Source organism: Flavobacterium sp. MMS24-S5, from assembly GCF_050320125.1.
Lineage (GTDB): Bacteria > Bacteroidota > Bacteroidia > Flavobacteriales > Flavobacteriaceae > Flavobacterium > Flavobacterium tyrosinilyticum.
In genome coordinates this window covers 3,504,988-3,531,833 of the sequence record NZ_CP190016.1, presented here as the reverse complement: position 1 = coordinate 3,531,833, position 26,846 = coordinate 3,504,988, and the positions used below count along the sequence as shown (strand labels likewise).

Annotated in this window: 16 protein-coding genes, 2 tRNA genes and 5 pseudogenes; 7 read left to right on the top strand and 16 right to left on the bottom strand. The window is 34.2% G+C overall.

The features are described 5' to 3' along the window. Positions 1-14 precede the first annotated feature (14 nt). Positions 15-3,067, bottom strand: a pseudogene (locus ACPWTF_RS16285) (TAT-variant-translocated molybdopterin oxidoreductase). Positions 3,068-3,099: 32 nt separating this feature from the next. Beyond that, positions 3,100-4,435: pseudogene (locus ACPWTF_RS16280) on the bottom strand (c-type cytochrome). 220 nt (positions 4,436-4,655) lie between these two features. On the opposite strand from ACPWTF_RS16280, the gene ACPWTF_RS16275 reads away from it, so the two are divergent. Next, positions 4,656-5,045, top strand: coding sequence for an SPOR domain-containing protein (locus ACPWTF_RS16275; protein ID WP_095927933.1), 390 nt, complete (start codon positions 4,656-4,658; stop codon positions 5,043-5,045). Positions 5,046-5,175: 130 nt separating this feature from the next. Here ACPWTF_RS16275 and ACPWTF_RS16270 read toward each other — a convergent pair whose 3' ends face one another. The 4 genes and pseudogenes from ACPWTF_RS16270 to rimP form a co-directional block, all read right to left on the bottom strand. After that, positions 5,176-5,685, bottom strand: a complete 510-nt coding sequence (locus ACPWTF_RS16270; protein ID WP_427872164.1) for a DUF4920 domain-containing protein — start codon at positions 5,683-5,685, stop codon at positions 5,176-5,178. Positions 5,686-5,834: 149 nt separating this feature from the next. Further along, positions 5,835-8,711, bottom strand: a pseudogene (gene infB / locus ACPWTF_RS16265) (translation initiation factor IF-2). A 58-nt stretch (positions 8,712-8,769) separates the two neighbouring features. Further along, entirely contained in the window at positions 8,770-10,023 is a 1,254-nt protein-coding gene (gene nusA, locus ACPWTF_RS16260) for a transcription termination factor NusA (protein WP_095927936.1), read from the bottom strand. Between the two features lie 19 nt (positions 10,024-10,042). Next, complete coding sequence (gene rimP / locus ACPWTF_RS16255) at positions 10,043-10,507, bottom strand: ribosome assembly cofactor RimP (protein WP_172426838.1); 465 nt, start codon at positions 10,505-10,507, stop codon at positions 10,043-10,045. Between the two features lie 173 nt (positions 10,508-10,680). Between rimP and ACPWTF_RS16250 the strand changes: the two genes are divergently transcribed. Then, positions 10,681-11,505, top strand: coding sequence for a universal stress protein (locus tag ACPWTF_RS16250; RefSeq protein WP_427872161.1), 825 nt, complete (start codon positions 10,681-10,683; stop codon positions 11,503-11,505). 97 nt (positions 11,506-11,602) lie between these two features. Here the strand turns inward: ACPWTF_RS16250 and ACPWTF_RS16245 are convergent, their stop codons facing one another. Continuing rightward, complete coding sequence (locus ACPWTF_RS16245) at positions 11,603-11,791, bottom strand: hypothetical protein (protein WP_427872159.1); 189 nt, start codon at positions 11,789-11,791, stop codon at positions 11,603-11,605. Between the two features lie 354 nt (positions 11,792-12,145). Here ACPWTF_RS16245 and ACPWTF_RS16240 point away from each other — a divergent pair. Both ACPWTF_RS16240 and ACPWTF_RS16235 read left to right on the top strand, forming a co-directional pair. Then, a pseudogene (locus ACPWTF_RS16240) lies at positions 12,146-13,566 on the top strand (aldehyde dehydrogenase family protein). Between the two features lie 61 nt (positions 13,567-13,627). Continuing rightward, complete coding sequence (locus ACPWTF_RS16235) at positions 13,628-14,434, top strand: helix-turn-helix domain-containing protein (protein WP_427872157.1); 807 nt, start codon at positions 13,628-13,630, stop codon at positions 14,432-14,434. Between the two features lie 99 nt (positions 14,435-14,533). Here ACPWTF_RS16235 and ACPWTF_RS16230 read toward each other — a convergent pair. Then, a tRNA-Gln gene (locus ACPWTF_RS16230) sits at positions 14,534-14,604 on the bottom strand. A 109-nt stretch (positions 14,605-14,713) separates the two neighbouring features. Further along, positions 14,714-14,784, bottom strand: a tRNA-Gln gene (locus tag ACPWTF_RS16225). Between the two features lie 245 nt (positions 14,785-15,029). On the opposite strand from ACPWTF_RS16225, the pseudogene ACPWTF_RS16220 reads away from it, so the two are divergent. Further along, positions 15,030-18,311: pseudogene (locus ACPWTF_RS16220) on the top strand (glycosyltransferase family 117 protein). A gap of 97 nt (positions 18,312-18,408) precedes the next feature. Beyond that, positions 18,409-19,050 (top strand): polysaccharide deacetylase family protein, encoded by a 642-nt coding sequence (locus ACPWTF_RS16215; RefSeq protein ID WP_427872155.1) that lies wholly within the window; start codon positions 18,409-18,411, stop codon positions 19,048-19,050. Positions 19,051-19,074: 24 nt separating this feature from the next. Here ACPWTF_RS16215 and ACPWTF_RS16210 read toward each other — a convergent pair whose 3' ends face one another. The 7 genes from ACPWTF_RS16210 to ACPWTF_RS16180 form a co-directional block, all read right to left on the bottom strand. Beyond that, positions 19,075-19,377 carry a thioredoxin family protein gene (locus tag ACPWTF_RS16210; protein WP_008466807.1) on the bottom strand — a complete coding sequence of 101 codons (303 nt, stop codon included), beginning with the start codon at positions 19,375-19,377 and terminating at the stop codon, positions 19,075-19,077. A gap of 73 nt (positions 19,378-19,450) precedes the next feature. Then, the gene (locus ACPWTF_RS16205) at positions 19,451-20,686 is read right to left on the bottom strand and encodes a metallophosphoesterase (protein ID WP_427872153.1); all 1,236 of its coding nucleotides are present in this window, start codon (positions 20,684-20,686) and stop codon (positions 19,451-19,453) included. Positions 20,687-20,846: 160 nt separating this feature from the next. Continuing rightward, positions 20,847-21,047, bottom strand: coding sequence for a hypothetical protein (locus ACPWTF_RS16200; RefSeq protein WP_427872151.1), 201 nt, complete (start codon positions 21,045-21,047; stop codon positions 20,847-20,849). 106 nt (positions 21,048-21,153) lie between these two features. Next, the gene (locus ACPWTF_RS16195) at positions 21,154-21,516 is read right to left on the bottom strand and encodes a sensor histidine kinase (protein ID WP_427872149.1); all 363 of its coding nucleotides are present in this window, start codon (positions 21,514-21,516) and stop codon (positions 21,154-21,156) included. 19 nt (positions 21,517-21,535) lie between these two features. Continuing rightward, on the bottom strand, positions 21,536-22,483 hold the full coding sequence (locus ACPWTF_RS16190; RefSeq protein ID WP_427872147.1) for a histidine kinase dimerization/phospho-acceptor domain-containing protein: 948 nt from the start codon (positions 22,481-22,483) through the stop codon (positions 21,536-21,538). Positions 22,484-22,493: 10 nt separating this feature from the next. Continuing rightward, a complete protein-coding gene (locus ACPWTF_RS16185) occupies positions 22,494-23,168 on the bottom strand; it encodes a response regulator transcription factor (protein ID WP_250834152.1) in 675 nt (224 codons plus the stop codon). Between the two features lie 185 nt (positions 23,169-23,353). Then, positions 23,354-23,581 (bottom strand): hypothetical protein, encoded by a 228-nt coding sequence (locus tag ACPWTF_RS16180; RefSeq protein WP_248729347.1) that lies wholly within the window; start codon positions 23,579-23,581, stop codon positions 23,354-23,356. Positions 23,582-23,908: 327 nt separating this feature from the next. On the opposite strand from ACPWTF_RS16180, the gene polA reads away from it, so the two are divergent. Continuing rightward, positions 23,909-26,749, top strand: a complete 2,841-nt coding sequence (gene polA, locus ACPWTF_RS16175; protein WP_427872144.1) for a DNA polymerase I — start codon at positions 23,909-23,911, stop codon at positions 26,747-26,749. Positions 26,750-26,846 lie beyond the last annotated feature (97 nt).

The following is a 26,846-nucleotide window of genomic DNA, read 5'->3' as shown; positions in this document are numbered from 1 at the left end:
AATTAATAATTTTACTAAGTATTTCTAACTTTAACATGGTAAACCACATTAGGTTTTGTACCTACATGCTCTAATAAGTGGTATGATCTTTCGTCAGCAGCTAATTTAGCAACTTTACTTTCTTTATCATTTACATCACCAAATATCATTGCTCCTGAAGAACAAGCACTAGAACAAGCTGTTTGGAATTCACCATCTCTAACTGGACGGCCTTCGTTTTTAGCTTTTAATTTAGTAGCTTGTGTCATTTGGATACACATAGAACATTTCTCCATAACACCACGAGAACGTACGTTAACGTCAGGATTTAATACCATACGGCCTAAATCATCGTTCATATGATAATCGAACTCGCTGTTTTTGTTGTATAAGAACCAGTTAAAACGACGTACTTTATATGGACAGTTGTTAGCACAGTAACGAGTACCAACACATCTGTTGTAAGCCATATGGTTTTGACCTTCACGACCGTGAGAAGTTGCAGCAACTGGACAAACTGTTTCACAAGGTGCGTGGTTACAGTGTTGACACATTACAGGCTGGAATGCAACTTGAGGATTATCTCCTGCTTTTTCCATTTCATTAAATGTAGATAATGAACTAGATAAACCAGCAATTCCTTCTTTTCTTTCATTATCACCTTCAAAAGTGCTTTCAGAAGAATAATATCTATCGATACGTAACCAGTGCATATCACGGCTTCTTCTTACCTCTGCTTTACCTACAACTGGAACGTTGTTTTCTGCGTGACAAGCGATAACACAAGCTCCACATCCAGTACAAGCATTTAAGTCAATTGAAAGGTTGAAGTGGTGCCCAGTTGTACGATCGAATGATTCCCAAAGATCTACAGTAGTAGCCTCAACTTCTTGGTGATCTAAAGATACCATTGGTTTTTCATTCCAATGTTCAGCATCTTTAGTATTAAATATTTCTAAAGTAGTTTCTTTAATAATATCTCCTCTACCCATTAAAGTTTTCTGACCTTGAACACAAGCAAACTCATGTACACCACCAGCTTTAGTAATAGATACTGATTGAACATTATTGAAACCTTTATATAAAGCGTAAGCATTTAAACCTACTTGCATTTCTTCTTTTAGAGCTGCTTTACGTCCGTATCCAAGAGCTAGACCTAAAGTACCAACTGCTTGACCTGGCTGAACGATAACTGGAACATTTTCCAATTTAACACCATCAACAGTAATAGTAGCATAACTACCATTTAAACCTCCGTTTGCAACAATTTCATTTGATAAACCAAGTTTTTTAGCATCTGCATTAGAAACTGTAACATAGTTATCCCAAGAAACTCTTGTAATTGGATCTGGAAACTCTTGTAACCATGGGTTATTAGCGTGTTGTCCATCTCCTAATCCTGTTTTAGTATATAATACTAATTCAAAATCACCAGCAGATTTAGATCTTGCAACAGCATTTGCAGCAGTAGCAGCATCAATAGCACCTCCAGACAAAGCTGAAGTTCCAAGAACAGCTACACCATCATGCAATACTTTATTCCAAGAAGCTCCTGCAGTGTAAGCTCCAGAATTTGTTTTTAAGTAGTCATAAAAAGTACCAGTAGTACCATTTACTGACAATAAAACATCTTGAAATTGTTTTGTATTAAAGATTGGGCGAATTGTAGGCTGAGTTAAGCTATATGTTCCGCTTGTAAGTTCAAGATCTCCCCAAGATTCTAAGTAGTGAGGAGCTGGCGCAGCAATTGAAACAATTGATGCGGTTTCGTCTTCTTTTAATGAAAAAGCAACAGACGTTTTAACTTTTTTCAATCCAGATACAAAAGAAGCTGAATCAGCTAAAGTGTAAACAGGATTAACTCCGCTCATAATTAAAGTATGAACACTTCCAGCATTCAAATCTTTAATCAACTGTGCAACTGCAACATTAGAACCTTTTCTAATTTGTCTAGCTCCAGCAGTACTAAAAGCTTCACTAGCCAATACTTGATTGATAGCTAAAACTAATAATTGAGCATTTTTATCTTCGATTCCAGATACTAAAACTCCTTTTGACCCAGCAGCTTTAAGCTGTTGCGCAGCTTTTACTACTTCAGTTTTAAAGTTTCCTTCTAAAGCCACAGGAATAGAAGCACCTACAACAATATTATAAATTTGAACTAAAGCTTGCTTTTGAGCAGCTACAGTCATCGGAACACGCTTATCAGCAGCAGCTCCAGATAATGTCATGTTTGATTCAAACTGAAAATGACGAGACATTTTTCCGTTTTGAGGAATACGTCCTTGTGCATATCCTGTATCATATCCTCCACCTTGCCAGTCTCCTAAGAAATCAGCACCAACAGAAACGATTAAAGAAGCTTTTGAAAAATCATAATCAACTAAAGCTCTTTGACCATAAGCAGATTCAAAAGCATCTAAAGCCTCAGATGAAGAAACCGCATCATACACAACATGCTTAGCGTTTGGATTTTTTGCAATAAACTCAGCAATTAATTTTTCTGTAGATGGACTCGCTAAAGTGTTAGTTAATAATACTACTTGACCACCTTTAGCTTTTGCATCTGCCAAACTTGATTTAATTTTTAAATCAACAGCTGACCAAGAAGAATTTTTACCATCTACTTTTGGCTCTTTCAAACGAGTACTATCATACAATCCTAAGATAGATGCATGAATTCTAGCATTCGCAGAAAATTTAGCTCCTGCAATTGTATTGTTTTCAATTTTAATTGGACGACCCTCACGAGTTTTCACCAAAAGATTAGCAAAATCAAATCCGTCAAAAACTGTAGTTGCATAATAATCTGCAACACCAGGAATGATTTGTTCTGGTTGTAATACATAAGGGATAGACTTGTGAACAGGCAACCTTCGCAAGCAGCTAATGTTACAGCCGCTGTACTAAACCCTACGTACTTTAAAAAGTCACGACGTGAAGTCCCAGATGTAGATAAAGCCTCAGCGTTACCCAAAAACTCATCAGTAGGAATCTCTTCAACAAATTCGTTATTTCTAAGCGCCTCAACAATAGAGCTATTTTCTAGCTCTTCAACACTTTTCCAGTATTTTTTGTTTGATGACATTGTATATATATATTAAAATCTTAATAAATCGATTAATAGTGGCATTTACCACACTCTAAACCTCCCATTTGCGCTGCAGTTAATTTCTCTACACCGTATTTTTTAGAAAGTTCAGCATGAATTTTGTCATAGTAAGCGTTACCTTCCATCTTAACATCAGTTTTTCTATGGCAATCAACACACCATCCCATTGTTAATTTAGAGTACTGCTTCATGATTTCAAATTCTTGTACTGCAACTGTGACAAGTTTGACATTCAATACCTGCAACAGAAACGTGTTGAGAGTGGTTGAAGTAAACAAAGTCAGGTAAGTTATGAATACGAACCCATTTTACAGGCTGTGTTTTTCCAGTATAAGCTTGTTTAGTCTTATCCCATCCAACAGCATCATATAATTTTTGAATTTGAGCATCGTAGAATGCTTTACTGTACTCAGGAGTCGCAGTTGTTTCAGCAACCTCAGAAATATTTTTATGACAGTTCATACAAACATTTAATGAAGGTATACCAGCAGTTTTACTTACACGAGCAGCAGAGTGGCAATACTTACAATTGATTTCATTATCACCAGCGTGAATCTTGTGAGAGTAGTGAATTGGCTGAATTGGCTCATAATTCTGATCTACACCTACTTGCATTAAGTATCCGTAAACAAAATAACCACTAGCCAAAAGCAAGAAGATTGAAGTTACTAAAACCAAGAATTGGTTTTTAACGAAAGCTTTCCAAATTGGAGTTCTAGCTTCTTTTGGAGCAATTTCAATACCGTTTTTGTTTGCAACTTTAGTCAAAACCTTGTTTACCATAAACAACATCACAACTAAAATAGCCATCACAAGAGCAAGAGCTCCTAAAATAATGTTATTTGAAATAGCACCATCCTGAACACTTGTCCCAGGAGGAGTTGCAGCACCTCCTGGAGCTGCAGCTGGTTCAGCTTTCGGCTCAGAAGTATAAGCTATAATATTATCAATATCACCTTCAGATAACTGAGGAAAAGAAGTCATTACTGCTTTATTATTTTCCTCGAAAAGTTTAACAGCAACAGGATCACCTGACTTAATCATGTCAGAACTGTTATGCACCCACTTATAAAGCCAAGCTTTATCATGTTTATCAGCAACTCCTCGTAAAGCAGGGCCTGTTGATTTAGCATCTAATTTGTGACATGCAGCGCAATTTGCATTAAAAAGTTCTTTCCCTTTTACTGGATCACCGCCTCCTGCAGCTGGAGCAGCCGCAGCAGCCTCAGGCGCCGCCGGAGCAGCAGCATCTTGAGCAAATGAAGTTAGGGAGAAAATTAACGTTAGCGATAAGCCAAACAGCAATTTTCTTGAGATCGAATTATGGTTACCCACCTTTTTCATATAGTATAAATAATTGTCTACTAATTTTTGGTATGATTTTTTCTGTACTAAATCCAGTAAAAACCTATACCCTCTTTTAAAACTTGCACAAAAATACGACTTATGAACTATTCTCAAAACCTTAAAATAGTCTTAATTATCAATTTATATCAATTCTAAATAATATTAAAATTTCACACTCAAACTTTAAATAGTATTTTTGCATAAAAACCATCACATTATGAGAATTTTAAGTCCTTCAAAAAACCTTTTCTTAACAATTACAACGATTGCTTTCGCACACAATATTAATGCTCAAGATCAAAATTTAACACTGAACCAAGACCCTAAATTTGAGCAGCTACTTAACGAAAAGCGCAAAATTAACACGTCAATAAATACAAACGACACTTATAGAATTCAAATCTTTAGCGGTAAAAGCGACGAGGCAAAAAAAACGTTATCGGATTTTAAAAGAGAAAATTCGAATATCGACGGAACCATTATTTTCAGCACTCCAAACTACAAAGTAATTGTTGGAAATTTTAAAACCAGAATAGAAGCAGAAAGAAACCTGGCAGAAATCAAAAAAAGATACAAAAGCGTTTTCTTACTTAAACCTGGAAAATAATTCAGTCAAAAACAAAAAAAAGGCGAGATAAAAATCTCGCCTTTTTTTTATTTCATTAACATATCTTAAACACTTATCCTCTAAAAAATAAAACCATTTCACTTATTAGAAACCGTCGCATTTTTAATTTTTAATTTACCACTTTTATTCCACTAGCCAAGAAACGAATTTCCTCTTTAGGCGCGTTAATAGCATCTATTTCTGCCTTTATTTTTTTAGCATCTTTTGCATAATGCTTCAACTCTTCAACTGATGTTACTTCTCTCTCTACACTTCCTTCTAAAACAACATTCTTACCTTTTACTGCCGTTGGTACAAAAAAAGCATAATCTTTCATTTTAACGAAGAAAGACGCCCCGTCATCCGTTTTAACACTTATCCAACAACCTCTTTTCGGACAAACATCTGTCACTTCTCCCCTAACCGCAACGCTTTCTATTTTATTTGTAGCTTTTAAATCTTTCTGCAATTCCCCTACAGAAATTGCTTTACTCATCAAAGCATCTGAAACATTTTCGCCGTAATAATCTCCAACTAAAGCATTACCTGCTGGTGGAGCTGGTTTTTCTACAGCTTCTTGAGCAAAAGACGAAGTGAAGAAACACATAAACAAAATCATCGAGTAAAATACTTTTTTCATATTTCATTATTTTTAATTCAATACATCAAACTTGAACAAACTAAAATACACATTTATCTCAAATTATTACAGGTCAATTTCATCTCAAAATTTCACAAATAAAAAAAGTCCCAATTCACATTGGGACTTTTAAATTATATAATTGAATATTATTTCAATTTCTTTTTGATTGCTACTTCATGGTAAGCCTCAATAACATCATTAATTTCGATATCATTAAATCCTTTTATCTGGATACCACAATCGTAACCTTTAGTTACTTCTTTCACATCGTCTTTGAAACGTTTCAAGGCAACTAACTCACCTGTATGAACCACAACCCCATCTCTAATAACTCTAATTTTAGAAGTTCTTAAGATTTTACCATCTGTCACCATACATCCAGCGATCGAACCAACTTTAGAAATTTTGAAAATCTCACGAATTTCAGCATTTCCTAAAATTTCTTCTTTCATCTCTGGAGCAAGCATTCCTTCCATCGCATCTTTCAAGTCATCGATAGCAGCATAGATAATAGAATAGTAACGGATATCGATTTCTTCTTTATCAGCAAGCTGTCTCGCATTTCCTGCTGGACGAACGTTAAATCCGATGATGATTGCATCTGATGCAGAAGCCAAGTTAACATCGGTTTCTGTAATCGCACCAACTCCTTTATGAATAATATTGATCTGAACTTCTTCTGTAGAAAGCTTAGAGAACGAATCTGATAATGCCTCAACAGAGCCATCCACGTCTCCTTTAAGAATCACGTTCAATTCTTTAAACTGACCAAGAGCGATACGACGTCCAATTTCATCAAGTGTAATATGTCTTTGTGTACGTACAGACTGTTCACGCATTAATTGAGAACGTTTAGATGCAATTTGTTTTGCTTCTTTTTCGTCTTCAAATACATTAAACTTATCACCCGCTGTTGGAGCTCCATCTAAACCTAAAACAGATACCGGAGTCGAAGTAACCAGCACTTAAAATAGTATGCCCTCTTTCATCATGCATTGCTTTAACTTTACCGTGGTGTTTACCAGCCAACATATAATCTCCAATTTTCAAAGTACCTTGTTGTACTAAAATCGTAGACACATATCCTTTTCCTTTATCTAAGTAAGCCTCAACAACAGTTCCTTGAGCTCCTTTATTTGGATTTGCTTTTAGATCTAAAATCTCAGCTTCCAATAAAACTTTCTCTAATAATTCTTTAACACCTGTTCCAACTTTTGCAGAAATATCATGTGACTGAATTTTTCCACCCCAATCTTCAACAAGTAAATTCATACCAGCCAAACGCTCTTTAATTTTATCAACATTCGCGTTTGGTTTATCAATTTTATTGATTGCAAATATAATTGGCACTCCCGCAGCTTGTGCGTGAGAAATTGCTTCTTTAGTTTGTGGCATGATATCATCATCTGCCGCTACTACGATAATAGCAATATCGGTAACCTGAGCTCCACGCGCACGCATCGCGGTAAACGCCTCGTGACCCGGAGTATCTAAGAATGCAATTTTTTGTCCGTTATCTAAAGTAACTCCATATGCCCCAATGTGCTGAGTAATACCTCCCGACTCACCAGCAATTACATTTTCTTTACGAATATAATCCAGTAAAGATGTTTTACCGTGGTCAACGTGACCCATTACTGTCACAATTGGCGCTCGTGTTACTAAATCTTCTTCTCTATCTTCTACAACCTCGATTGCTTCTTCAATATCTACTGTAATAAACTCAACATCATAACCAAATTCATCTGCTACAATAGTTAATGTTTCAGCATCTAGACGCTGGTTCATGGTAACCATGATACCAAGAGACATACAAGTTCCAATTACTTTAGTAATCGGCACATCCATCATGATAGCAATTTCACCTACAGTAACGAACTCTGTAACTTTAATCGTTTTACTTCCTTCGTCAAGAGCTCTTTGCTCATCATCAGATTTCTGACGGTGCGTTTCTCTTTTATCTCTTCTATATTTTGCCGCTTTAGATTTTCCTCCTTTACCTTGAAGTTTTTCAAGAGTTTCTCTAATTTGGTTTTTTACTTCTTCTTCAGTAGGCTCAACTTTTGCTACAATTGCAGGACGGTTTCCTTTTACAAAACCTGGTCTCTGACTTCTGTTAGCATTAAATCCTCCTCCACTATTTTGAGCTGGTTTATTATTCGGATTTGGCGTTCCACCTGCATTACCTGTAGCAGGCTTTGGCGCACCAGGCGTACCTGGTTTTGGACCAATTCTTTTACGCTTATTTTTATTATTTGCGTTGTTATTATTACCAACACCAGGAGTTCCAGGTTTATTCTGAGCCGCTTTAGGATCTTCTTTCTTCTTCTTAGGCTTATTAAATTGAGATAAATCAATTGTCTGACCTGTAAGAGTTGTTCCTGTAAGTTTTTGGTATTGAGTAGTAATAGTTTCCTCTGAAGTTGTTGGATCAGTAGACACGATTGGCTCCTGAGCAACTTTAGATTCTGCCTTAACTTCTTTTTTCTCAGTAATAATAGGTTCTTCTTTTTTTGTTTCAGAAACAGGAGTTGAAACAACTGGTTCAGATTTTACTGTTTCATTTTGAACAGGTTTTTCTGGTTGCACAGGTGCAACAACAGCTTTTGGCTCTTCAGCCTTAACCGTTTCCTCAGAAGGAGTAATCGCAGGTTTTTTTGGATTCAAGTCAATTTTACCCACTTGTACAGGCCCGAAACAACTGCTCTCGCTTTAATTATTTCTTGCTGTTTTTGACGCTCTTCTTCTTGTCTGCGTTTGTCTTCAATTTCTTTCTCACGCTCTACACGTAATGCTTCTTTTTCCTTTCTTTTTTCTTCTCCAACCTCTTTAGAAGCCTCCTTGTTCCCCTTATCGCCCGCAAATTGGCTTTGAAGGATATTAAATTCGCTATCAGAAATTTTTGCATTTGGATTTGCATCAATAGCAATTCCTTTATCTTTTAGATAATCTACAGCTCTTTCTAACGAAATATTTAATTCCCTTAAAACCTTGTTTATTCTTATTACTCTCTCTTCAGACATATAACCTTTTTATTATTACCTTTTTCGTTGTGTTGTTAGAGCAGATCTAAGCCATTGCTTAATTATCAAACTCTTCTTTTAGTATCTTCATAACATCTAGAATCGTTTCCTCTTCTAAGTCTGTTCTTCTTACTAAATCTTCTACGTCGTGTTTCAAGATACTTTTTGCTGTATCCAAACCGATCTTTGCAAACTCTTCAATTACCCACTCTTCGATCTCATCTGAGAACTCTGTTAATTCAACATCGTCTTCATCTGCAACAGTACCGGCAACATCTCCTTCACGAATAACATCTAGCTCATAACCTGTCAATTGACCTGCTAATTTGATATTGTGACCACCTCTACCAATTGCTTTAGAAACCTCTTCTAATTTCAAGAACACTTCAGCTCTTTTGTTATCTTCATCAATTTTGATAGAAGAAACTTTAGCAGGGCTTAAAGCTCTTGTTATAAATAATTGAATATTGTTTGTATAATTGATTACATCAATATTTTCATTTCCTAATTCGCGAACAATTCCGTGAATACGAGAACCTTTCATTCCCACACAAGCTCCAACTGGATCAATTCTATCATCATAAGAATCAACAGCTACTTTTGCTTTTTCACCAGGAATGCGAACTACATTTTTAACTGTAATTAGTCCGTCGAAAACTTCTGGAATTTCTTGTTCAAATAATTTTTCTAAAAACTTCTCTGAAGTTCTAGACATAATAATTTGAGGTTTATTTCCTTTTAATTCAACGCTTTCAATAATTCCACGCACATTATCTCCTTTACGGAAGAAATCTGATGGAATTTGTTTTTCTTTTGGAAGTACAATTTCATTTCCTTCGTCATCCACTAAGATTACTACTCTTGGACGTACATGGTGTACTTCTGCTGTATAAATATCACCGATAATATCTTTAAATTGCTTGTAAAGATTTGTATTATCGTGTTCGTGAATTTTAGATATTAAATTCTGACGAAGCGCTAAGATAGCTCTTCTTCCTAAATCAATCAATTTTACTTCTTCAGAAACTTCTTCACCAATTTCAAAATCCGCTTCAATTTTTCTTGCTTCAGTCAATGTAATTTCCTCATTTTCAAAATCAAGATCCTCATCAGCAACAATTACTCTTCTTCTCCAAATTTCCATATCACCTTTGTCAGGGTTTATAATGATATCGAAATTTTCATCTGAACCGTATTTTTTCTTTAATGCATTTCTAAATACGTCCTCTAAAATTGCCATAAGCGTTACACGATCAATAAGTTTATTATCTTTAAACTCTGAGAATGAATCGATTAATGCTAAATTTTCCATGCGAATTTTTTAATTAAAATTAAAATGTTACCGTAACAACTGCCTCTTTAATTTCTGTATAAGGTATTTGTTGCTCTTTTTGAACTGTTTCTTTTCCTTTTCCTACTTTTTTCGGTTCTCTTGCTTTCCAAGACAAAATTATAAAAACATCATTAGCTTCTACTAATTCTGCTTCTATTTTTTCCGTATTTGTGGTAACAATCAACGTTCTACCAACATTTTTCTTGTATTGTCTTACCATTTTTAATGGCGTTCCTACTCCAACCGATGCTACTTCAAGAGAAAAATCTTGCTCTTCACGATCTAGATTATTCTCGATTGCACGACTAATGTCGATACAATCTTGCAACGCCACTCCATTATCACCGTCTAAACCAACACTAATTTTAAAAGAATCCGAAACTGCCAAATCAACCAAAAAGACTGATGGTTTTTCCAGAAGAGCTTCTGTAATTAATCCGTTTACTTTTTCTTTAAATGTCATAATTTTATAAAAAGAGGGGACACTTAGTCCCCTCATTATTTAGATTTTAATAAATAACAGTGCAAATATAGTGTTTTTTTTATAAATCAAATAAATTGATTGCTCTAAAATAATTCCGTATCTTTATAATAGCATTAAAAACACAGAATTATTCATATTTTAACCCTCAAATCATGAAACGAATTTTAGTACCTACCGACTTCTCAGAACACGCAGAAGACGCTTTAAGAGTTGCCGCTCAAATCGCAAAAAAGAACAATTCTGAAATCATTCTTCTTCACATGCTTGAATTACCGCAACAATCTAACGATGCTATAGTGGGCGGAACAAGCATTCCTGAAACTATGCTTTTTATGAAAAAAGCAAACGAAACACTAGATGAAGTTGCCTCAAAAGAATATTTAGAAGGAATTCCGGTAACTGAAATTGTAAAAATGGACAAACCGATACACGGAATTACACAAATAGGAAAAGATTATGATGTTGATTTAATAATAATGGGATCTCACGGCTCATCTGGCGTTGAAGAACTATTAATTGGCTCTAACACTGAAAAAGTAGTTAGAAATTCAGAAATTCCTGTTTTAGTCATCAAGAAAAACATCCCAAACTTTAACGCCTCAAACATTGTTTTTGCTTCTGATTTTTCTGAAGAAGCAAAAAAACCATTTGAAAAACTTTTAAATTTTACGAAACTATTTGATTCAAAACTCCACCTGGTTACCATTTGCACACCTAATAGTTTTAAGCCAACTCATGTTAGCGAAAAAGCAATGAACGATTTTGTAGCAGAATTCGACATTACCAATTATACAACCCAAATTTACAATGACACCAATATCGAAAAAGGAATTATTAATTTTTCCAACAGAATAGATGCAGATGTAATTGGAATGTGCACGCACGGAAGAACTGGTTTTGCACATTTTTTCAACGGCAGCATAAGCGAGGGATTAGTGAATCATGCCGTTAAGCCCGTTATAACATTAAAAATTTAAAAAAGAAACCAAAACACTATGCATGAAAAAACTCCTCAATTGAGGAGTTTTTTTTTTAAAATTAAAAACAAAGCTGAAAACACTACTCAACTCATCATTACAACCCTAGTAAATTACGCAACTCCTGCACAGTCATACCAACAAATGCTGCAGCAGCATCAATACCAATAGAATTAACAAGTTTTTCAAGCTCATCAATCCAATTTCCTCCTTTTACCTGTTTCATCTCAGAAGGACTCAATTCTGTAAAATCCAAACTCTTTAAATCATCCATAATCTTAATCATTAAATTATTACTTCAGTTAAAACAAAAAAAATGTAGTATTTAAACTACGGTAAATATATGGAAAATACTGATACAAAAACTGTTAACTATTTTTTATTTAAAAATATCATAGGCAAACATTACACATACTAAACCTTTTAAAATTCTTTAAAACATATAAAACCAAACAATAAATCTTTAAATCCTCCTCTCACAAAATCCTAAAAAACTTTTTATATAATGCAAACTATCCTTCTTTCGAAAAGCTTCTTACGCATGAGCTTTTCAACAAAGTTCAATTGAGCCTTACAACAAAACCGCAAGCACATTTAATGCAGAAATTTGTCAAATAAAAATTCATTAAAAAACAACAAAATGAAAACAATAGACAAAATTCATATCAATGGAGAATTTGTTACTCCACAAGGAACAGAATACTTTGACCTTATTAGCCCAACAACAAACGAGAAACTAGGAAAAGTTCTTTTAGGAAATACCGAAGACACCAAAAAAGCAATCGAAGCTGCGAAAAATGCATTCAAAACTTTTTCAAAAACAACAATCTCAGAAAGAATTCAGTACCTCACAAACATTAAATCTTCTGTTGAAAAAAGAAAAGACGATTTTATCAATGTAATGACGGAAGAATACGGCGGAACATTTCAATTTGCAAGCGTAAGTTTTGATTATATGCTAAAGAGTTTTGATTCAGCCATTAACCTTCTCAATAATTACAATTTTATCAAAACAATGGGCGAATCTGAAGTTCAAATGGCACCACTTGGCGTTGTCGGAATAATTATTCCCTGGAATTCTAGCAACGGATTTATTTGCGGCAAACTTTCGACTGCAATTACAGCAGGCTGCACAACCGTAATTAAACCAAGCGAAATGAGCGCTCAACAAACACAATTAATTACCGAATGTCTTCACGAAGCAAATCTTCCAAAAGGCGTATTTAATATTGTAAATGGTTTGGGAGAAATTGTTGGAGCAGAAATAAGTAGAAATCCAGATATCGCCAAAATATCTTTTACAGGATCAACCAACGTTGGAAAAATAATCGCAAAGGAGGCTGTTAATACTATGAAAAGAGTCACTCTCGAACTTGGCGGAAAATCTCCCAACATCATTCTAGACGATGCCGATTTCTCAAAAGCCATTCCGCTTGCCATTGGCGCAGCATTTATGAATAATGGACAGGCATGTATTGCCGGAACTAGATTACTAATTCCAGAAAACAAACTAGAAGAAACAAAACTTTTAATCAAAGAAACCATTTCAAAACTTATTGTTGGTGACCCTAAAAACCCAAATACAGCAGTCGGGCCAATGGTTAGCGAAAAACAATTTAATCGCGTTCAAGATTATATTCAAACCGGAATTAACGAAGGCGCAGAAATACTGATAGGTGGATTAGGAAAACCAGAAGGATTGGAAAACGGAAACTTCGTTAAGCCAACCGTTTTTATTCATGCAAACAACCAGATGCGTATTGCGAGAGAAGAAATATTGGACCTGTTTTATCTGTCATTACCTATAAAACAGAAGAGGAAGCTATTGAAATCGCCAACGACACTACTTACGGATTACAAGCTTATGTAAGCTCTTCAAATACAGAAAGAGCTCATCGAGTTGCATCTCAAATTAATGCAGGACGTATTCAGATAAACGGAATTGGCCACGATCCAATGGCTCCTTTTGGAGGATTTAAACAATCTGGAATTGGACGTGAATTTGGAACACTTGGCCTAGAAGCTTACTTAGAACCAAGAGCACTAATTCAGCCTAAATAATCTTCATCAATCTGGAAGTCTTTACATCTAAAGATTTCCAGATTTTAGTATTTTTACAATCATGAGCATTAAACCAAACACAAAGCCCAAAATCCTTTACTCGTGCTATTATTCACGCAGTCGTGAGGGCGAGCATTTTATCCCGGAGCACGTTTTCAGCTATCAGATTTCTGGCGAAATGATAGCTTCAGACAGCACAAACACCTTTCACTCCAAACCGGGAGAATTTCGCTTTAGTAGAAGAAATCATTTAGCAAAATTTACTAAAATTCCGCCAGAAGGAGGAGAATTCAAAACTATTTCCCTATTTCTTGATCAGGAAATTTTAAGAGAAGTCAGCAAAGAATACAATTTAAAATCTGACAAAAAAGCCGATACAGAAGCTATGTTCTCATTAGCTCCTAACCCACTCTATAAATCGTTCATGGAATCACTGTTGTCTTATCTTGAAGTCGAAGAAGAGAACAACGAAACTTTATTCAACTTAAAAATAAAAGAAGCTATTCATCTTTTATTAAAAGTAAATCCAGAATTAAAAGATATTTTATTCGATTTTAATGAGCCCGGAAAAATTGACCTAGAAGCTTTTATGAATAAAAACTTCCACTTTAATGTTCAAATGCAACGATTTGCTTATCTAACCGGAAGAAGCTTAGCTACATTTAAAAGAGATTTTCAGAAAGTATTTGAGCAAACACCAGGAAAATGGCTATTGAACAGAAGACTTCAAGAAGCTTATTATTTAATCAGCCAAGGAAATCCGCCATCTGAAGTATACATTGGTGTTGGCTTTGAAGATCTTTCGCATTTTTCATTTTCGTTTAAAAAGAAATTCGGAGTTGTTCCCTCTTCCTTAAATCATAAATAAAAACATCGAAGTAATTAAAAATCAATATTCAAGCAAAGCAAACACAGATCTAAAATTTACGACATAAAAAAAGCCTCTCATTTCTGAGAGGCTTTTCTGTTGGTCTACTAGGACTCGAACCTAGAAAGACGGCACCAAAAACCGTAGTGTTACCATTACACCATAGACCAGCAGTGCGGTTAAGCGGGTGCAAAATTAAAACTTTATTTAATTTATGCAAATTTTAAACGAAACTTTTTTAAATAAAAAAAAGTCTCTCATTTCTGAGAGACTTTTCTGTTGGTCTACTAGGACTCGAACCTAGAAAGACGGCACCAAAAACCGTAGTGTTACCATTACACCATAGACCAGCAGTGCTATTAGCGAGTGCAAATTTAAGTCTTTATTTAGTTTGTGCAAACTTTTTGGGCAAAAAAAATCATTTTTTTTGGTTTTTCTCCGTTTCAAATCTCCATCGCCAATAGAAGTTCCTCATAAACAACATATTGCTCTTTCCCGATAGTTTTATAGAATTTTTTGTTAATGCTCGTTTCTTTACATAAAAAAACATTTTCTTTGTAGGATAGAAAAACACTCAAATTTTTAACACCTAAATATGGCACAATTCAATTTCAATAAATGGAATACAATTATTGGTTGGTTTGCATTTGCAATCGCTTTAATAACTTATACATTAACAGTAGAACCTACAATGAGCTTTTGGGATTGCGGAGAATATATTGCTACCGCAGCTAAACTTGAAGTAGGTCACCCACCGGGAGCTCCACTTTTCCAGATGATGGGTGCATTTTTTGCAATGTTTGCAATAGATGCTCAACATGTGGCTCTAATGGTTAACATGATGTCTGTTTTCTCTAGCGCATTTACCATATTATTTATGTTCTGGTCATCGTCTATGATTTTGAAAAAGATTGTGGCTCGTTTTGCAGAAATTGACCAAAATAATTCGATTGTTATTTTAGGAAGCTCTTTTGTTGGGGCTTTGGCTTATACGTTTTCTGATAGTTTTTGGTTTAACGCAGTAGAAGCCGAAGTTTATGCAATGGCATCTTTATTAATCGCATTGCTTTTCTGGCTTGGTTTACGTTGGGAGCAAGACATGGACAAACCAAAAGGAAACAAATGGCTTTTAATTATTTCTTTGGTTATTGGTCTTTCATTTGGAGTTCACTTCATGGCTCTTTTGACTATTCCTTCTATTGGATTCTTATATTATTTCAAACATTACGAAAAGGTTACCATAAAAAACTTCCTTATTGCCAATGTAGTTGTTATCGGAATCTTGTTATTTATTTTTAAATTACTTCTTCCATTGACTATGGCATTTTTCGGAAAAACCGAAATCTTCATGGTGAATAGCATGGGACTTCCATTCAATTCAGGGACTATCTTTGTTGCATTAGTATTTATTGCGTTTTTCTATTTTGGATTAAAATACACGAGACAAAAAGGTTTGATATTCTACAACACTATTATATTATGTGTTTTATTTATCTTGATTGGTTTCTCAACTTGGTTAATGCTTCCTGTTCGTGCAAATGCGAATACCGTTATTAACGAAAACAAACCATCAGATGCTACTGAGGTTTTAGCTTATTACAATCGTGAGCAATATGGTGTAAATCCTTTGTTTTACGAACCTCAATACACTGAACTTTTTGCTGGCCTTGATGCTAAAACACCTTATTTAGACAAAAAACCAAACTACGAAAGAGATTATAAAACAGGTAAATACATTATTACCAACAATTATAAAAATGCAGAACAAAATTCTGACGATAACCAGAAAGCAGTTCTGCCAAGAATGTGGAGTACAGAAACGGGTCACATTCAAAACTATATCAACTTTACAAATCCGCCTAAATTTAGAATAGATCCAAATCATAATTATGATGAAGATTTGGCAAAATACGGAATCGATGCTAGCCAATTAAGCGAAGATGAATACAATAAAGCTACGGCTCAATTGCGTAATGAGGTTGAAAAAACAGTTTCTGAATTCAGAAAAGCTTACGCTCAAAAACAAATTGACAACGAAGGTTACGTAAAATTCTTAAGAAGCTACGGCGAGTATTTACTTATCGAAAAACCAACGACAGCAGACAACTTCAGTTTTATGTTTGAATACCAATTTGGATATATGTACTGGAGATATTTAATGTGGAATTTTGTTGGACGCCAAAACGATGTTCAAGGTAAATACGATAATCTTGACGGAAACTGGATTAGCGGGATCAAAGCTTTAGATTCTGTTCATTTAGGTTCTCAAGACAATTTGCCTTCTGATGTATTAAATAACAAAGGGCGTAATGTTTATTATTTCCTTCCGTTTATTTTAGGATTAATTGGTATTATGTACCATGCCAATAAAGATTTGAAGAGTTTCTATGTTCTTCTGGCTTTGTTTTTATTTACAGGAATTGCACTAAAAATATATTTAAATGAAAGACCTTTTGAACCTCGTGAAAGAGATTATGCTCTTGTAGGTTCCTTCTATGTCTTTGCCATCTGGATCGGATTTGGTGTTTATTCGCTTTATGAAAGTCTGCAGAAATACTTGGCTCCAAAAATTGCTGAACCAGTAATTATTGCTGGAAGTTTATTGGCTGCTCCTGTTTTAATGGCTTCTCAAAACTGGGATGATCACGATAGATCTGGAAGATATACAGCAGTTGCTATGGCAAAAGCTTATTTAAGTTCTTGCGATAAAGATGCTATTTTATTTACCATTGGAGATAACGACACCTTCCCTCTTTGGTATGCGCAGGAAATTGAGCATTTTAGAACCGATGTGAAGATCGTAAATACAAGTTTATTTATGACAGATTGGTACATTGATCAAATGAAAGCGAAGTCTTACGAGTCAAATCCGTTGCCAATTTCTTTTGTACATAGCCAATATGTGGGAGATAATTTGGATTATACAGCTTACATCCAGAAAATTGATACACGCTGGAACATTAAAGATTTTATCGATTTCATCAAAAACCCTAAATCGACTGTTGGTTTACAAAACGGACAAACTATTCATTTCTACCCAACAAACAAGATTAGAGTGAATGTTGACAAAAACACTATTATTCAAAATAAAGTAGTTAATCCTAAATATTACGATTCTATTGTCCCTTATTTAGACATTGATATCAAAGGAAGCGCATTATACAAAAACCGTTTAATGATGCTTGATATCTTAGCAAATAACAACTGGAAAAGACCAATCTATTTTAGTGGTGGTGCTTTTGATGATGAAGATTATTTATGGTTAAAAGATTATCTGCAATTAGACGGAATGGTTTACAAATTGGTTCCAGTAAAAAACACTCCTTCTAAAGATGGATGACCATTAGATATGGGACAAATCGATGCAGATAAAATGTACGATATTGTAATGAAATGGGATTGGGGCAATAGCGAAAGTGAAAAAATCTATCACGATCCTGAAACTAGAAGAAATAGTATTACATACCGTACGAATCTTTCGAGATTAATGAATCAGCTTATTGCTGAAGGTAAAATTGACAAAGCTAAAAATATAATCAATTTAGCGATGACCAAAATGCCTTTAGACAAATATGGTTATTATTCATTGGTCGAAGCTTTTGGAGATGGTTATTATAAGGTTGGCGAAAAAGCTAAGGCGCAAGATCTTTTAAATAAATTAGTTCAGAAATATAAAGAGAATCTAAACTATTACAGCACATTGCCTCCTTCTGACCAAACTTCTTTAGCAGTAGACATTATTACTGACATTGAACGTTACAGAAGCTTGCTACACGTAATGGACGATAATAAAGACACTGCTTTTTACAACCAGCACAAAACTACGTTTAACACTTATGTAAATGTTTTTGAGCGTTTTGGACGTGAAAAAGAGTAATTAATATACGTAAATCTTACTTATTAAAAAAATGCAGCGCTGTTTGATAAATAGCGCTGCATTTTTTAATTTTATACTATTGTAATTTTAATTCAAAATGGGCTTCTATTGGGTAAAAACTAACGCATTTATCAAAAAGGTGTTTTCTAAATACTGCTGGGATATTCCTAACAACGAAAAGAAAATATACCTCACTTTTGATGATGGCCATACTCCAGAAATTACAGACTGGGTTTTATCTGAATTAAAAAAATTTGATGCTAAAGCTACTTTCTTTTGCATCGGAAAAAACATTAAAGCCAATCTGGCTTTGTTTGACAAGTTAATCAACGACGGACATTCAATTGGAAACCATACCATGAATCATGTTAATGGATGGAAAAGCCACACGAATGAATATATTGAGAATGTACAAAACTGCGCCGCTATTTTAGACGAACAAGAGAAAACCCCTCACCGTTTATTATTTCGTCCTCCTTATGGAAAAATTAAAAAAGCACAGTCTAAAATTCTTAGAAGCTTAGGCTATAAGATTGTAATGTGGGATGTTTTAAGTGCTGATTTTGATCAAAGTATTACGCCTGAAAAATGTCTTGAAAACGTAACGAAAAATGTAAAATCAGGTAGCGTAATTGTTTTTCATGACAGTATTAAGGCTTCTCCAAATTTAAGATTTGCCCTGCCTAGAACACTGCATTTTTTAAAAGAAAATGGATATAAGTTTGATATTATTCACTAAATAACATCAATTAAAAGAAGTTATTTAGACATTAAATTGTTCCTGAACAATTCCGATAATAGTATTAGCATCAAGCTCTCCAGATTGTCTCCAGATCATTTGTCCTTCTTTGTAAATCATTAAAGTGGGAAGTCCTTTAATACGAAGTGCTTCTGCGAGTTCCTGATTTTTATCTACATCAATTTTGATTACTTTGGCTTTATCGCCAAGCGCAGCCGCTACGTCCTTAATAACAGGATGCATAGAAACCGAAGATTCATTCCAATCTGTGTAAAAATCAATTAACACTGGAACTTGGGCATTTATTAGTTCTCCAAATTTTGACATAAAACCAAAAATTTAAGTTTTTTAAATCTCTTAAAAGAAATAAATATTATACAAATGTAGCATTTTTAACGAATTAAGCGACATTACGGCCTTTTTTTAGTTCAATTACTGTTATTTCGGGCATAATTCCAACTCGTCCTGGATAAGCGTGAAAACCAAATCCGCGGTTAACATAAACGTATTTTCCGACGTTTTCGTACAAACCTGCCCATTGTTTATAAATGTATTGTGCTAAACTCCATTTAAAATAACCTGGAATTTCAATTCCAAACTGCATACCATGCGTATGGCCAGCAAAAGTCAGATGAAAATTCTTTGGATGGTCTTTAATTTCAGCATCCCAATGGCTTGGATCATGGCTCATTAAAATCTTAAAATCGTCTTGATGCACATTTTCTGAGGCTTTGTTTAAATCGCCTGCTTTTTTAAAATTCACTCCCCAATTCTCTACTCCAATCAAAGCGATTTTATCATCCCCTTTTTGAATATAAGTATGCTCATTCAACATTAATTTAAAACCAATCTGACCATAAAGGTTTTTAATTGCCTTAAAATTTTCGTCTTTTTCTTTTTCAGAAGGCCATGTTACGTATTCGCCATAATCATGATTTCCTAAAACAGCAAACTTCCCGTATTTATACTCTTTAATGCGATTAAAAGTTTCCAGCCAAGGATGCATTTCTTTAGCGTGCGTATTTACAATATCTCCTGTAAACAAAATCAAATCTGCTTCTTGTGCATTGATCAAATCAATAGCATAATTAATTTTCTCTGGATTATCAAAACTTCCACTGTGAACATCAGAAATCTGCGTGATTTTAAACCCGTCAAAAGCATCTGGAAGATCTGGAAAAAATATGGTCTGTTTGATTACTTTGAAATTATATTTCCCTTCAAAAATTCCGTAAATAATAGAAAGAAATGGAATTGCAGCCAAACCTAAAGCGATCTGACTTACAAATTTTCTTCTGTCGGGCATCATTTCCTTTCGTGGAGTATTGTAAACAAAATAATTCAGTATACTGGCGCCTACTCTAATAATATCCTCGCCAAACATTATTAATGTCAGTACAATTTTTGGCACATATACAACAAGCATCAAACCTGTAGTAAACATAAATTGCCTAGTCTGACCAACTGATCGGTCTACCTGCGAAAAAGAATAGATAATAAAAATTAAAACCAGCAAGCTTATAACTTGATAGCCGACCAAAACCCAACGTGCTTTGATTAAAGTTCGAAAAGCCTGATAAGAATAGAACTCAATAAATAATAAAAGAGCGCAAAGAATTATAAAACGAAAGATCATTTAATTTATAGTTTTAAACAAAGTAACAAAGAATGAAAATTCTATTTCTTTTTATTATAAAAAATTTAACGCTGTTAAAATAAAAAAGCTGAAAGATGGCTCTTTCAGCTTTAACCTACCAACCTTTAAAACTATTTACTCTAAGACTTAAAGTCTTGTTTTATTTTGCTTTTGGAGTTTCTGTTTTTGCCGCTTCTGCTTTTTTCTCTCCTTTAGCTTTTTTGTCTGCTTTCTTTTCTGCTTTTTTATCGTGTTTAGCAGCTTTCACTTCTTTCGTTTGCGCTGGCGCTGGAGTTGTTTGTGCGTTTACCATTGAGAATGTTCCTAAAACTGCTACTGCTAAAATTACTAATTTTTTCATGACTTTTAAATTTTTTATGATTGTTTATTTTCATTTTTACAAGTCAAAGATATAATCGCAAAATGAAGACAAAATGAAGAAAAAGTCTTACAGAAAATTTTAACTTTTAATTGGCTTTTTCAAACAGCAACGTAAAAATTGTCCCTTGATTTAAAGCCGATTTAACTTTGATTTGAATATGATGAAAAGAAGCAATACTTTGTGCAATTGCAAGTCCTAGCCCCTGCCCTTCTTGATCTGAATTAATTCTCGCAAAACGACTAAATATTTTCTCAAGTTGCGATTCGTCCATCCCTATTCCTGAATCTTTTACCGAAATAAAATAATGCTCCTCTACAAAACCGTCTTCTATAATTATTTTTCCTTTGGGCTTATTGTATTTTATAGCATTGGTTACGAGATTATAGATAAGAATATGGACTAAGGTTTTATTTCCTATAAAAACAAAATCATTTCCCATTTCGTTCATAAACTGAATATCTTTATCCTCAATTCGATTCCTGAAGATCTTCCTGCAAATCAGAAACGATTTCTCTAAGATTGATTTCTTCATTTGCTTCATATTGATTATTATCTATTCTAGAAATCAACAGTAAATTATTAATGATTTTTTTCAGCATATCTAATGTCTTCAAAGAACCTGCAATCTTATCAATCGCATGATCATCCAAAGATTCATTCTGCAACAAGTTTTCAAGTTTGTTTTTAAGAAGTGCAATTGGAGTAAGAAGTTCATGTGAAACATTCGAAATAAACTGTTTTTCCTTTTTAAAAACCTCCGTGATTCTATCCATCATTTGATTTAAAACAAAATCCAATTCTCTAAAATCTCTTGAAGTTGCTTTTATTGGAGTATGATCAAATGTTTCTGGCTCGTTTACACGCCTGATTTTGGTATCGATAATTTTGTAAAATGGTTTTAAAAGATATTCGATATAAAAAGTATCGGCCAAAAAAGTAATCAGAAGAATTACCACAAAAACAATGATAATGAAAAGTTTAATCGCAAAAGTCAGATCATTAACCTCGCCCAAACTACTTCCTATTTCAAGCTGATAATCTTCCCCTTCATACGTAAAATGATGCTGCAGGATTCGATACTCGCTTTCTTCGCCTTCTATTTTTCGGTACTCATTACTGAAAGTTGTTTTTTTCTGATGTGGTTTTATAGAAACTCTGGATAAAACCAAAAATTCGCTGTGAAGTGTCGAAAACTCAGAAAAAGCATCGGTTGAATCGTCTGGATTTTCTATAAAATCATTTATTTCTTCCTTATTCAGATGTTCAATAAATTTTTTCTTTTTCTCTAGCAGTGTATTATTAATGTGATGGTACACCACATTTTCTACCAAAATTGGAAGCATTAGCCATAAAACCAAAATGACCAGCAATCTGGTCAAGGCGTTAAAAATAGCTAATTGATGTTTTATTTTCACAAGAATCGATTTATTCGTTTATACGATAACCAACATTTCGAACCGTTTCAAACCAATCTATAGCAGTATGCTTATCCAGTTTTTTTCGAAGGTTACGAACATGCACATCTATAAAATTAGAGTCAGAATTAACTTCTAGAATATCGCCCCAAATATGTTCTGTTAATTGCAATCTGGTAATAACACGATTTTTATTGAGAACCAAATACTGAAAAATATCAAATTCTTTTTTGGTAAGACTAATTGGCTGATCGCTAAAGCTCACCTTATAATCCTGAAGCTGCAATAGAAAACCATGAATGCTTAAATTGTTTAAAGTAAAACCATGAATTCTGCGAACTACGGCAAACATTCTTGCTGCCAATTCTGTCAAAGCAAAAGGTTTGGTTAAATAATCATCAGCGCCCAAATGCAGTCCATTTATTCTATCATCCAACTCTCCACGGGCAGTAAGAACAATTACCGCAATTTTCGATTTTGTTTTTCTAATTGCCTGCAAAACCTCAAAACCATCGCCATCGGGCAAACCAAGATCTAAAAGCATAACATCGTAATCATTGCTTCCAAATTCTTCAAGAGCTTCGGCACAATTATTTGCAATTTTACAAATATATCCTGCGTTGCATAAAAAATCGTAGACCTCTACGGCAAGTTCCTTATTATCTTCAACAATTAAAACATTCATAAGCACAACATTTAAGCGCAATTAAAATTAATCAATTATAAAAAATTGAGTAGCGTATTATTAAAAAATTAACGAATGAAAAAAGCTGATAAATTTCTTCATCAGCTTCTTCAATCGCATTCTCATAATCATTATTCCTGTTTTGCCTTCGTTACAAAGCTTCGAAAACAAAACGAGAGCAATTTTTATTTTTTAGCCTTTGCTGTTTCCGGTTTTACAGCTTCTGGTTTCGCAGTTTCTGTTTTTGTCGCTTCAGTTTTTGCTGATTTTGCTTTTTTATCAGATTTGTGTTTAGGATGTTTGGTTGCTTTTACTTCTTTAGCTGGAGCTTCTTTTCCATCTTTTGCAGGAAATGCGTGAACCATTGCACTTGTTCCTAAAACTGCTACTAGTAACATTAATAAATTTCTCATGATTTCTAAGATTTAAGAATTAATAACCTTTTATTTTATACCTCAAAATTACCTTCGCAACATGAAGAGAAAATGAAGAAATCCCTGAATAAAAAATTTTAACTTGATATTAACGCTTTGCGGTTTTTTCTACCACATAAGTCATATAAATTCATTTAAATATTTAACCGTTTTTCCACCTTATTTAACCGACCGAGGAGACGCACTGCGGTGCGTCTCTACTAAAATGGTCTTATATGACTTATATGGTCAAACAAAATTAATTTTCGAGAAGCAAATCGTTTTTTAAAACCCAATTGTTTATTTTTACAGACTAATATTTTTAATATGTCAACTCAAAAACGCCTTTTTCTTCTAGATGCTTATGCACTAATTTTTCGTGGTTATTATGCTTTTATAAAAAACCCGAGAATCAACTCAAAAGGAATGGATACATCTGCAATTATGGGTTTTATGAACTCACTTTTGGATGTTATTAAAAGAGAAAAACCAGATCATTTAGCCGTTGCTTTTGATAAAGGCGGTAGCCACGTAAGAAGCGAAATGTTCGTAGAATATAAAGCCAATCGTGATGCAACACCAGAGGCTATTAAAATTGCCATTCCGTATATTCAGGAATTATTGCGAGCAATGCATATTCCTATTATTGAAATCGAGGGCTGCGAAGCCGATGACTTAATTGGAACAATCGCTAAACAAGCAGAAAAACAAAACTACAAAGTCTACATGGTAACTCCAGATAAGGATTTTGCACAATTGGTTTCTGAAAATATATTTATGTACAAACCTGCCCGAATGGGTAACGGAATCGAAATCTGGGGTGTTCCTGAGGTTTTGGCAAAATTTGAAATTGAAAGGCCAGAACAAGTAATTGATTTTCTTGGAATGATGGGCGACGCCGTGGATAATATCCCTGGATTGCCTGGAGTTGGCGAAGTTACAGCCAAAAAGTTCCTGAAAGAATTTGGAACAATGGAAAACCTTTTAGAAAACACACATTTACTAAAAGGAAAAATGAAAGAGAACATCGAAGCCAACAAAGAAAAAGGGATTCTTTCTAAAAAACTAGCCGCAATTATTACCGATTGTAATGTTACTTTTAATGAAGAAGATTACGAACTTTCTCGTCCTGATATCGAAAAAACAGATGCTATTTTTCAAGAACTAGAGTTTAGAAGAATGGCAGAACAGTTTGACAATTTATTTAAAACGGATGGCACTCAAACTGCTGCTCCAGCTCCTGATGCCAAATTGTATAAAAAAGCACAGCCTAAAAACGAAGACCAATTTGATCTTTTTGGAGGCGGAAATACGAATGGAGAAAACGCTGAAATCGAAAGAACTTCGTTTTATAATACTTTAGAAAACACCGAGCATTTTTACCAAACCATTCAAGGTGATTTAGGTATTAAAATGCTTTTACAAAATTTACAAAAACAGACTTCAGTTTGTTTTGATACTGAAACCACAGGAATCGATGCTTTGCACGCAGAACTTGTTGGAATGTCTTTCTCTTACGAAAAAGGAAAAGCATTTTATGTTCCGTTTCCAGAAAGTCAGGAAGAAGCAAAAGCTTTAGTAGATAAATTTGTTCCGTTTTTTGAAAATGAAAATATTGAGAAAATCGGACAGAATTTAAAATACGATCTAAAAATCCTTTCTAATTATGGTGTAACTGTAAAAGGAAAACTTTTTGATACGATGATTGCGCATTATCTGATTAATCCGGATATGCGTCATAATATGGATATTTTGGCAGAAACATACTTGAAATATTCCCCAAAATCTATTGAGACTTTAATTGGTAAAAAAGGAAAAAATCAGCTTAATATGCGCGATGTTCCTTTAGAAGACATTAAAGAATATGCTGCTGAAGATGCCGATGTTACTTTACAATTAAAAGAAATCTTCACAACCGAATTAGATAAAACCGAAACTAAAAAATTATTTGACGAAATCGAAATTCCATTAGTAAGCGTATTGGCCGACATGGAAACGGAAGGAATTCGTTTGGATGTAGATTTCTTAAAAGCAATGTCTTCTGAAATGGAAGTCGAAATAAAATCGTTAGAAGAAAAAATATATGAAACTGCTGGCGAGAAATTCAACCTGGCTTCTCCGAAACAATTAGGAGATATTTTATTTGACAAACTAAAAATTGGCGGCGCAAAGCAAAAGAAAACCAAAACGGGTCAGTACGCAACTGGCGAAGAAGTTTTGACTTATTTGGCCAATGACAACCCAATTGTAAAACAGATTTTAGATTGGCGTCAGATGGTAAAACTGCAAAGCACTTATATATTGGCTTTACCAGAACAAGTTGATAAAAAAACATTACGCGTTCATACCGATTATATGCAAACTGTTGCCGCAACGGGACGTTTGAGCTCTAATAATCCGAACTTGCAAAATATTCCGATTCGTACTGAAAGAGGCCGTCAGATTCGTAAAGCTTTCGTGGCACGTGATGAAAACTATACTTTAATCTCTGCCGATTACTCGCAAATCGAATTAAGAATTATCGCTGCTTTGAGTGGTGAAGAAAATATGATTGCAGCTTTCCAAAACGGAGAAGACATTCACAGAGCAACTGCAGCAAAAGTTTTTGACGTGGCTCTGGAAGAAGTTTCCCGCGAACAAAGAAGCAATGCCAAAACGGTAAACTTTGGAATCATATACGGTGTTTCTGCTTTTGGTTTGAGTAATCAGACTTCGTTATCAAGAAGCGAAAGCGCTGCATTGATTGATGCTTATTATAAAACATATCCTCGCCTTAAATCTTATATTTCAGAACAAATCGAATTTGCACGAGAAAAAGGATACGTACAAACCATTTTAGGACGTCGCAGATACTTAAAAGATATCAATTCTGCTAATGCTGTTGTAAGAAGCGCTGCTGAACGAAATGCCGTAAATGCTCCAATTCAAGGAAGCGCTGCTGATGTGATTAAAATTGCGATGATCAACATTCATAAAAAACTTCGTGACGAAAACTGGAAATCTAAAATGTTACTTCAGGTGCATGATGAGCTTGTGTTCGATGTTCACAACGATGAACTCGAAAAAATCCAGCCGATGATTAAACATGAAATGGAAAATGCGTTTAAAATGTCGGTTCCTTTAGAAGTTGAATTAGGAATGGGTAAAGATTGGCTAGAAGCGCATTAATAATTTTAGATTTTAGATTATTGATTTCAATATCTAAATAAAAAATCAACCCAATCTTGTCATTTCTGACATACATATGTATAAAAAAAATCCATTC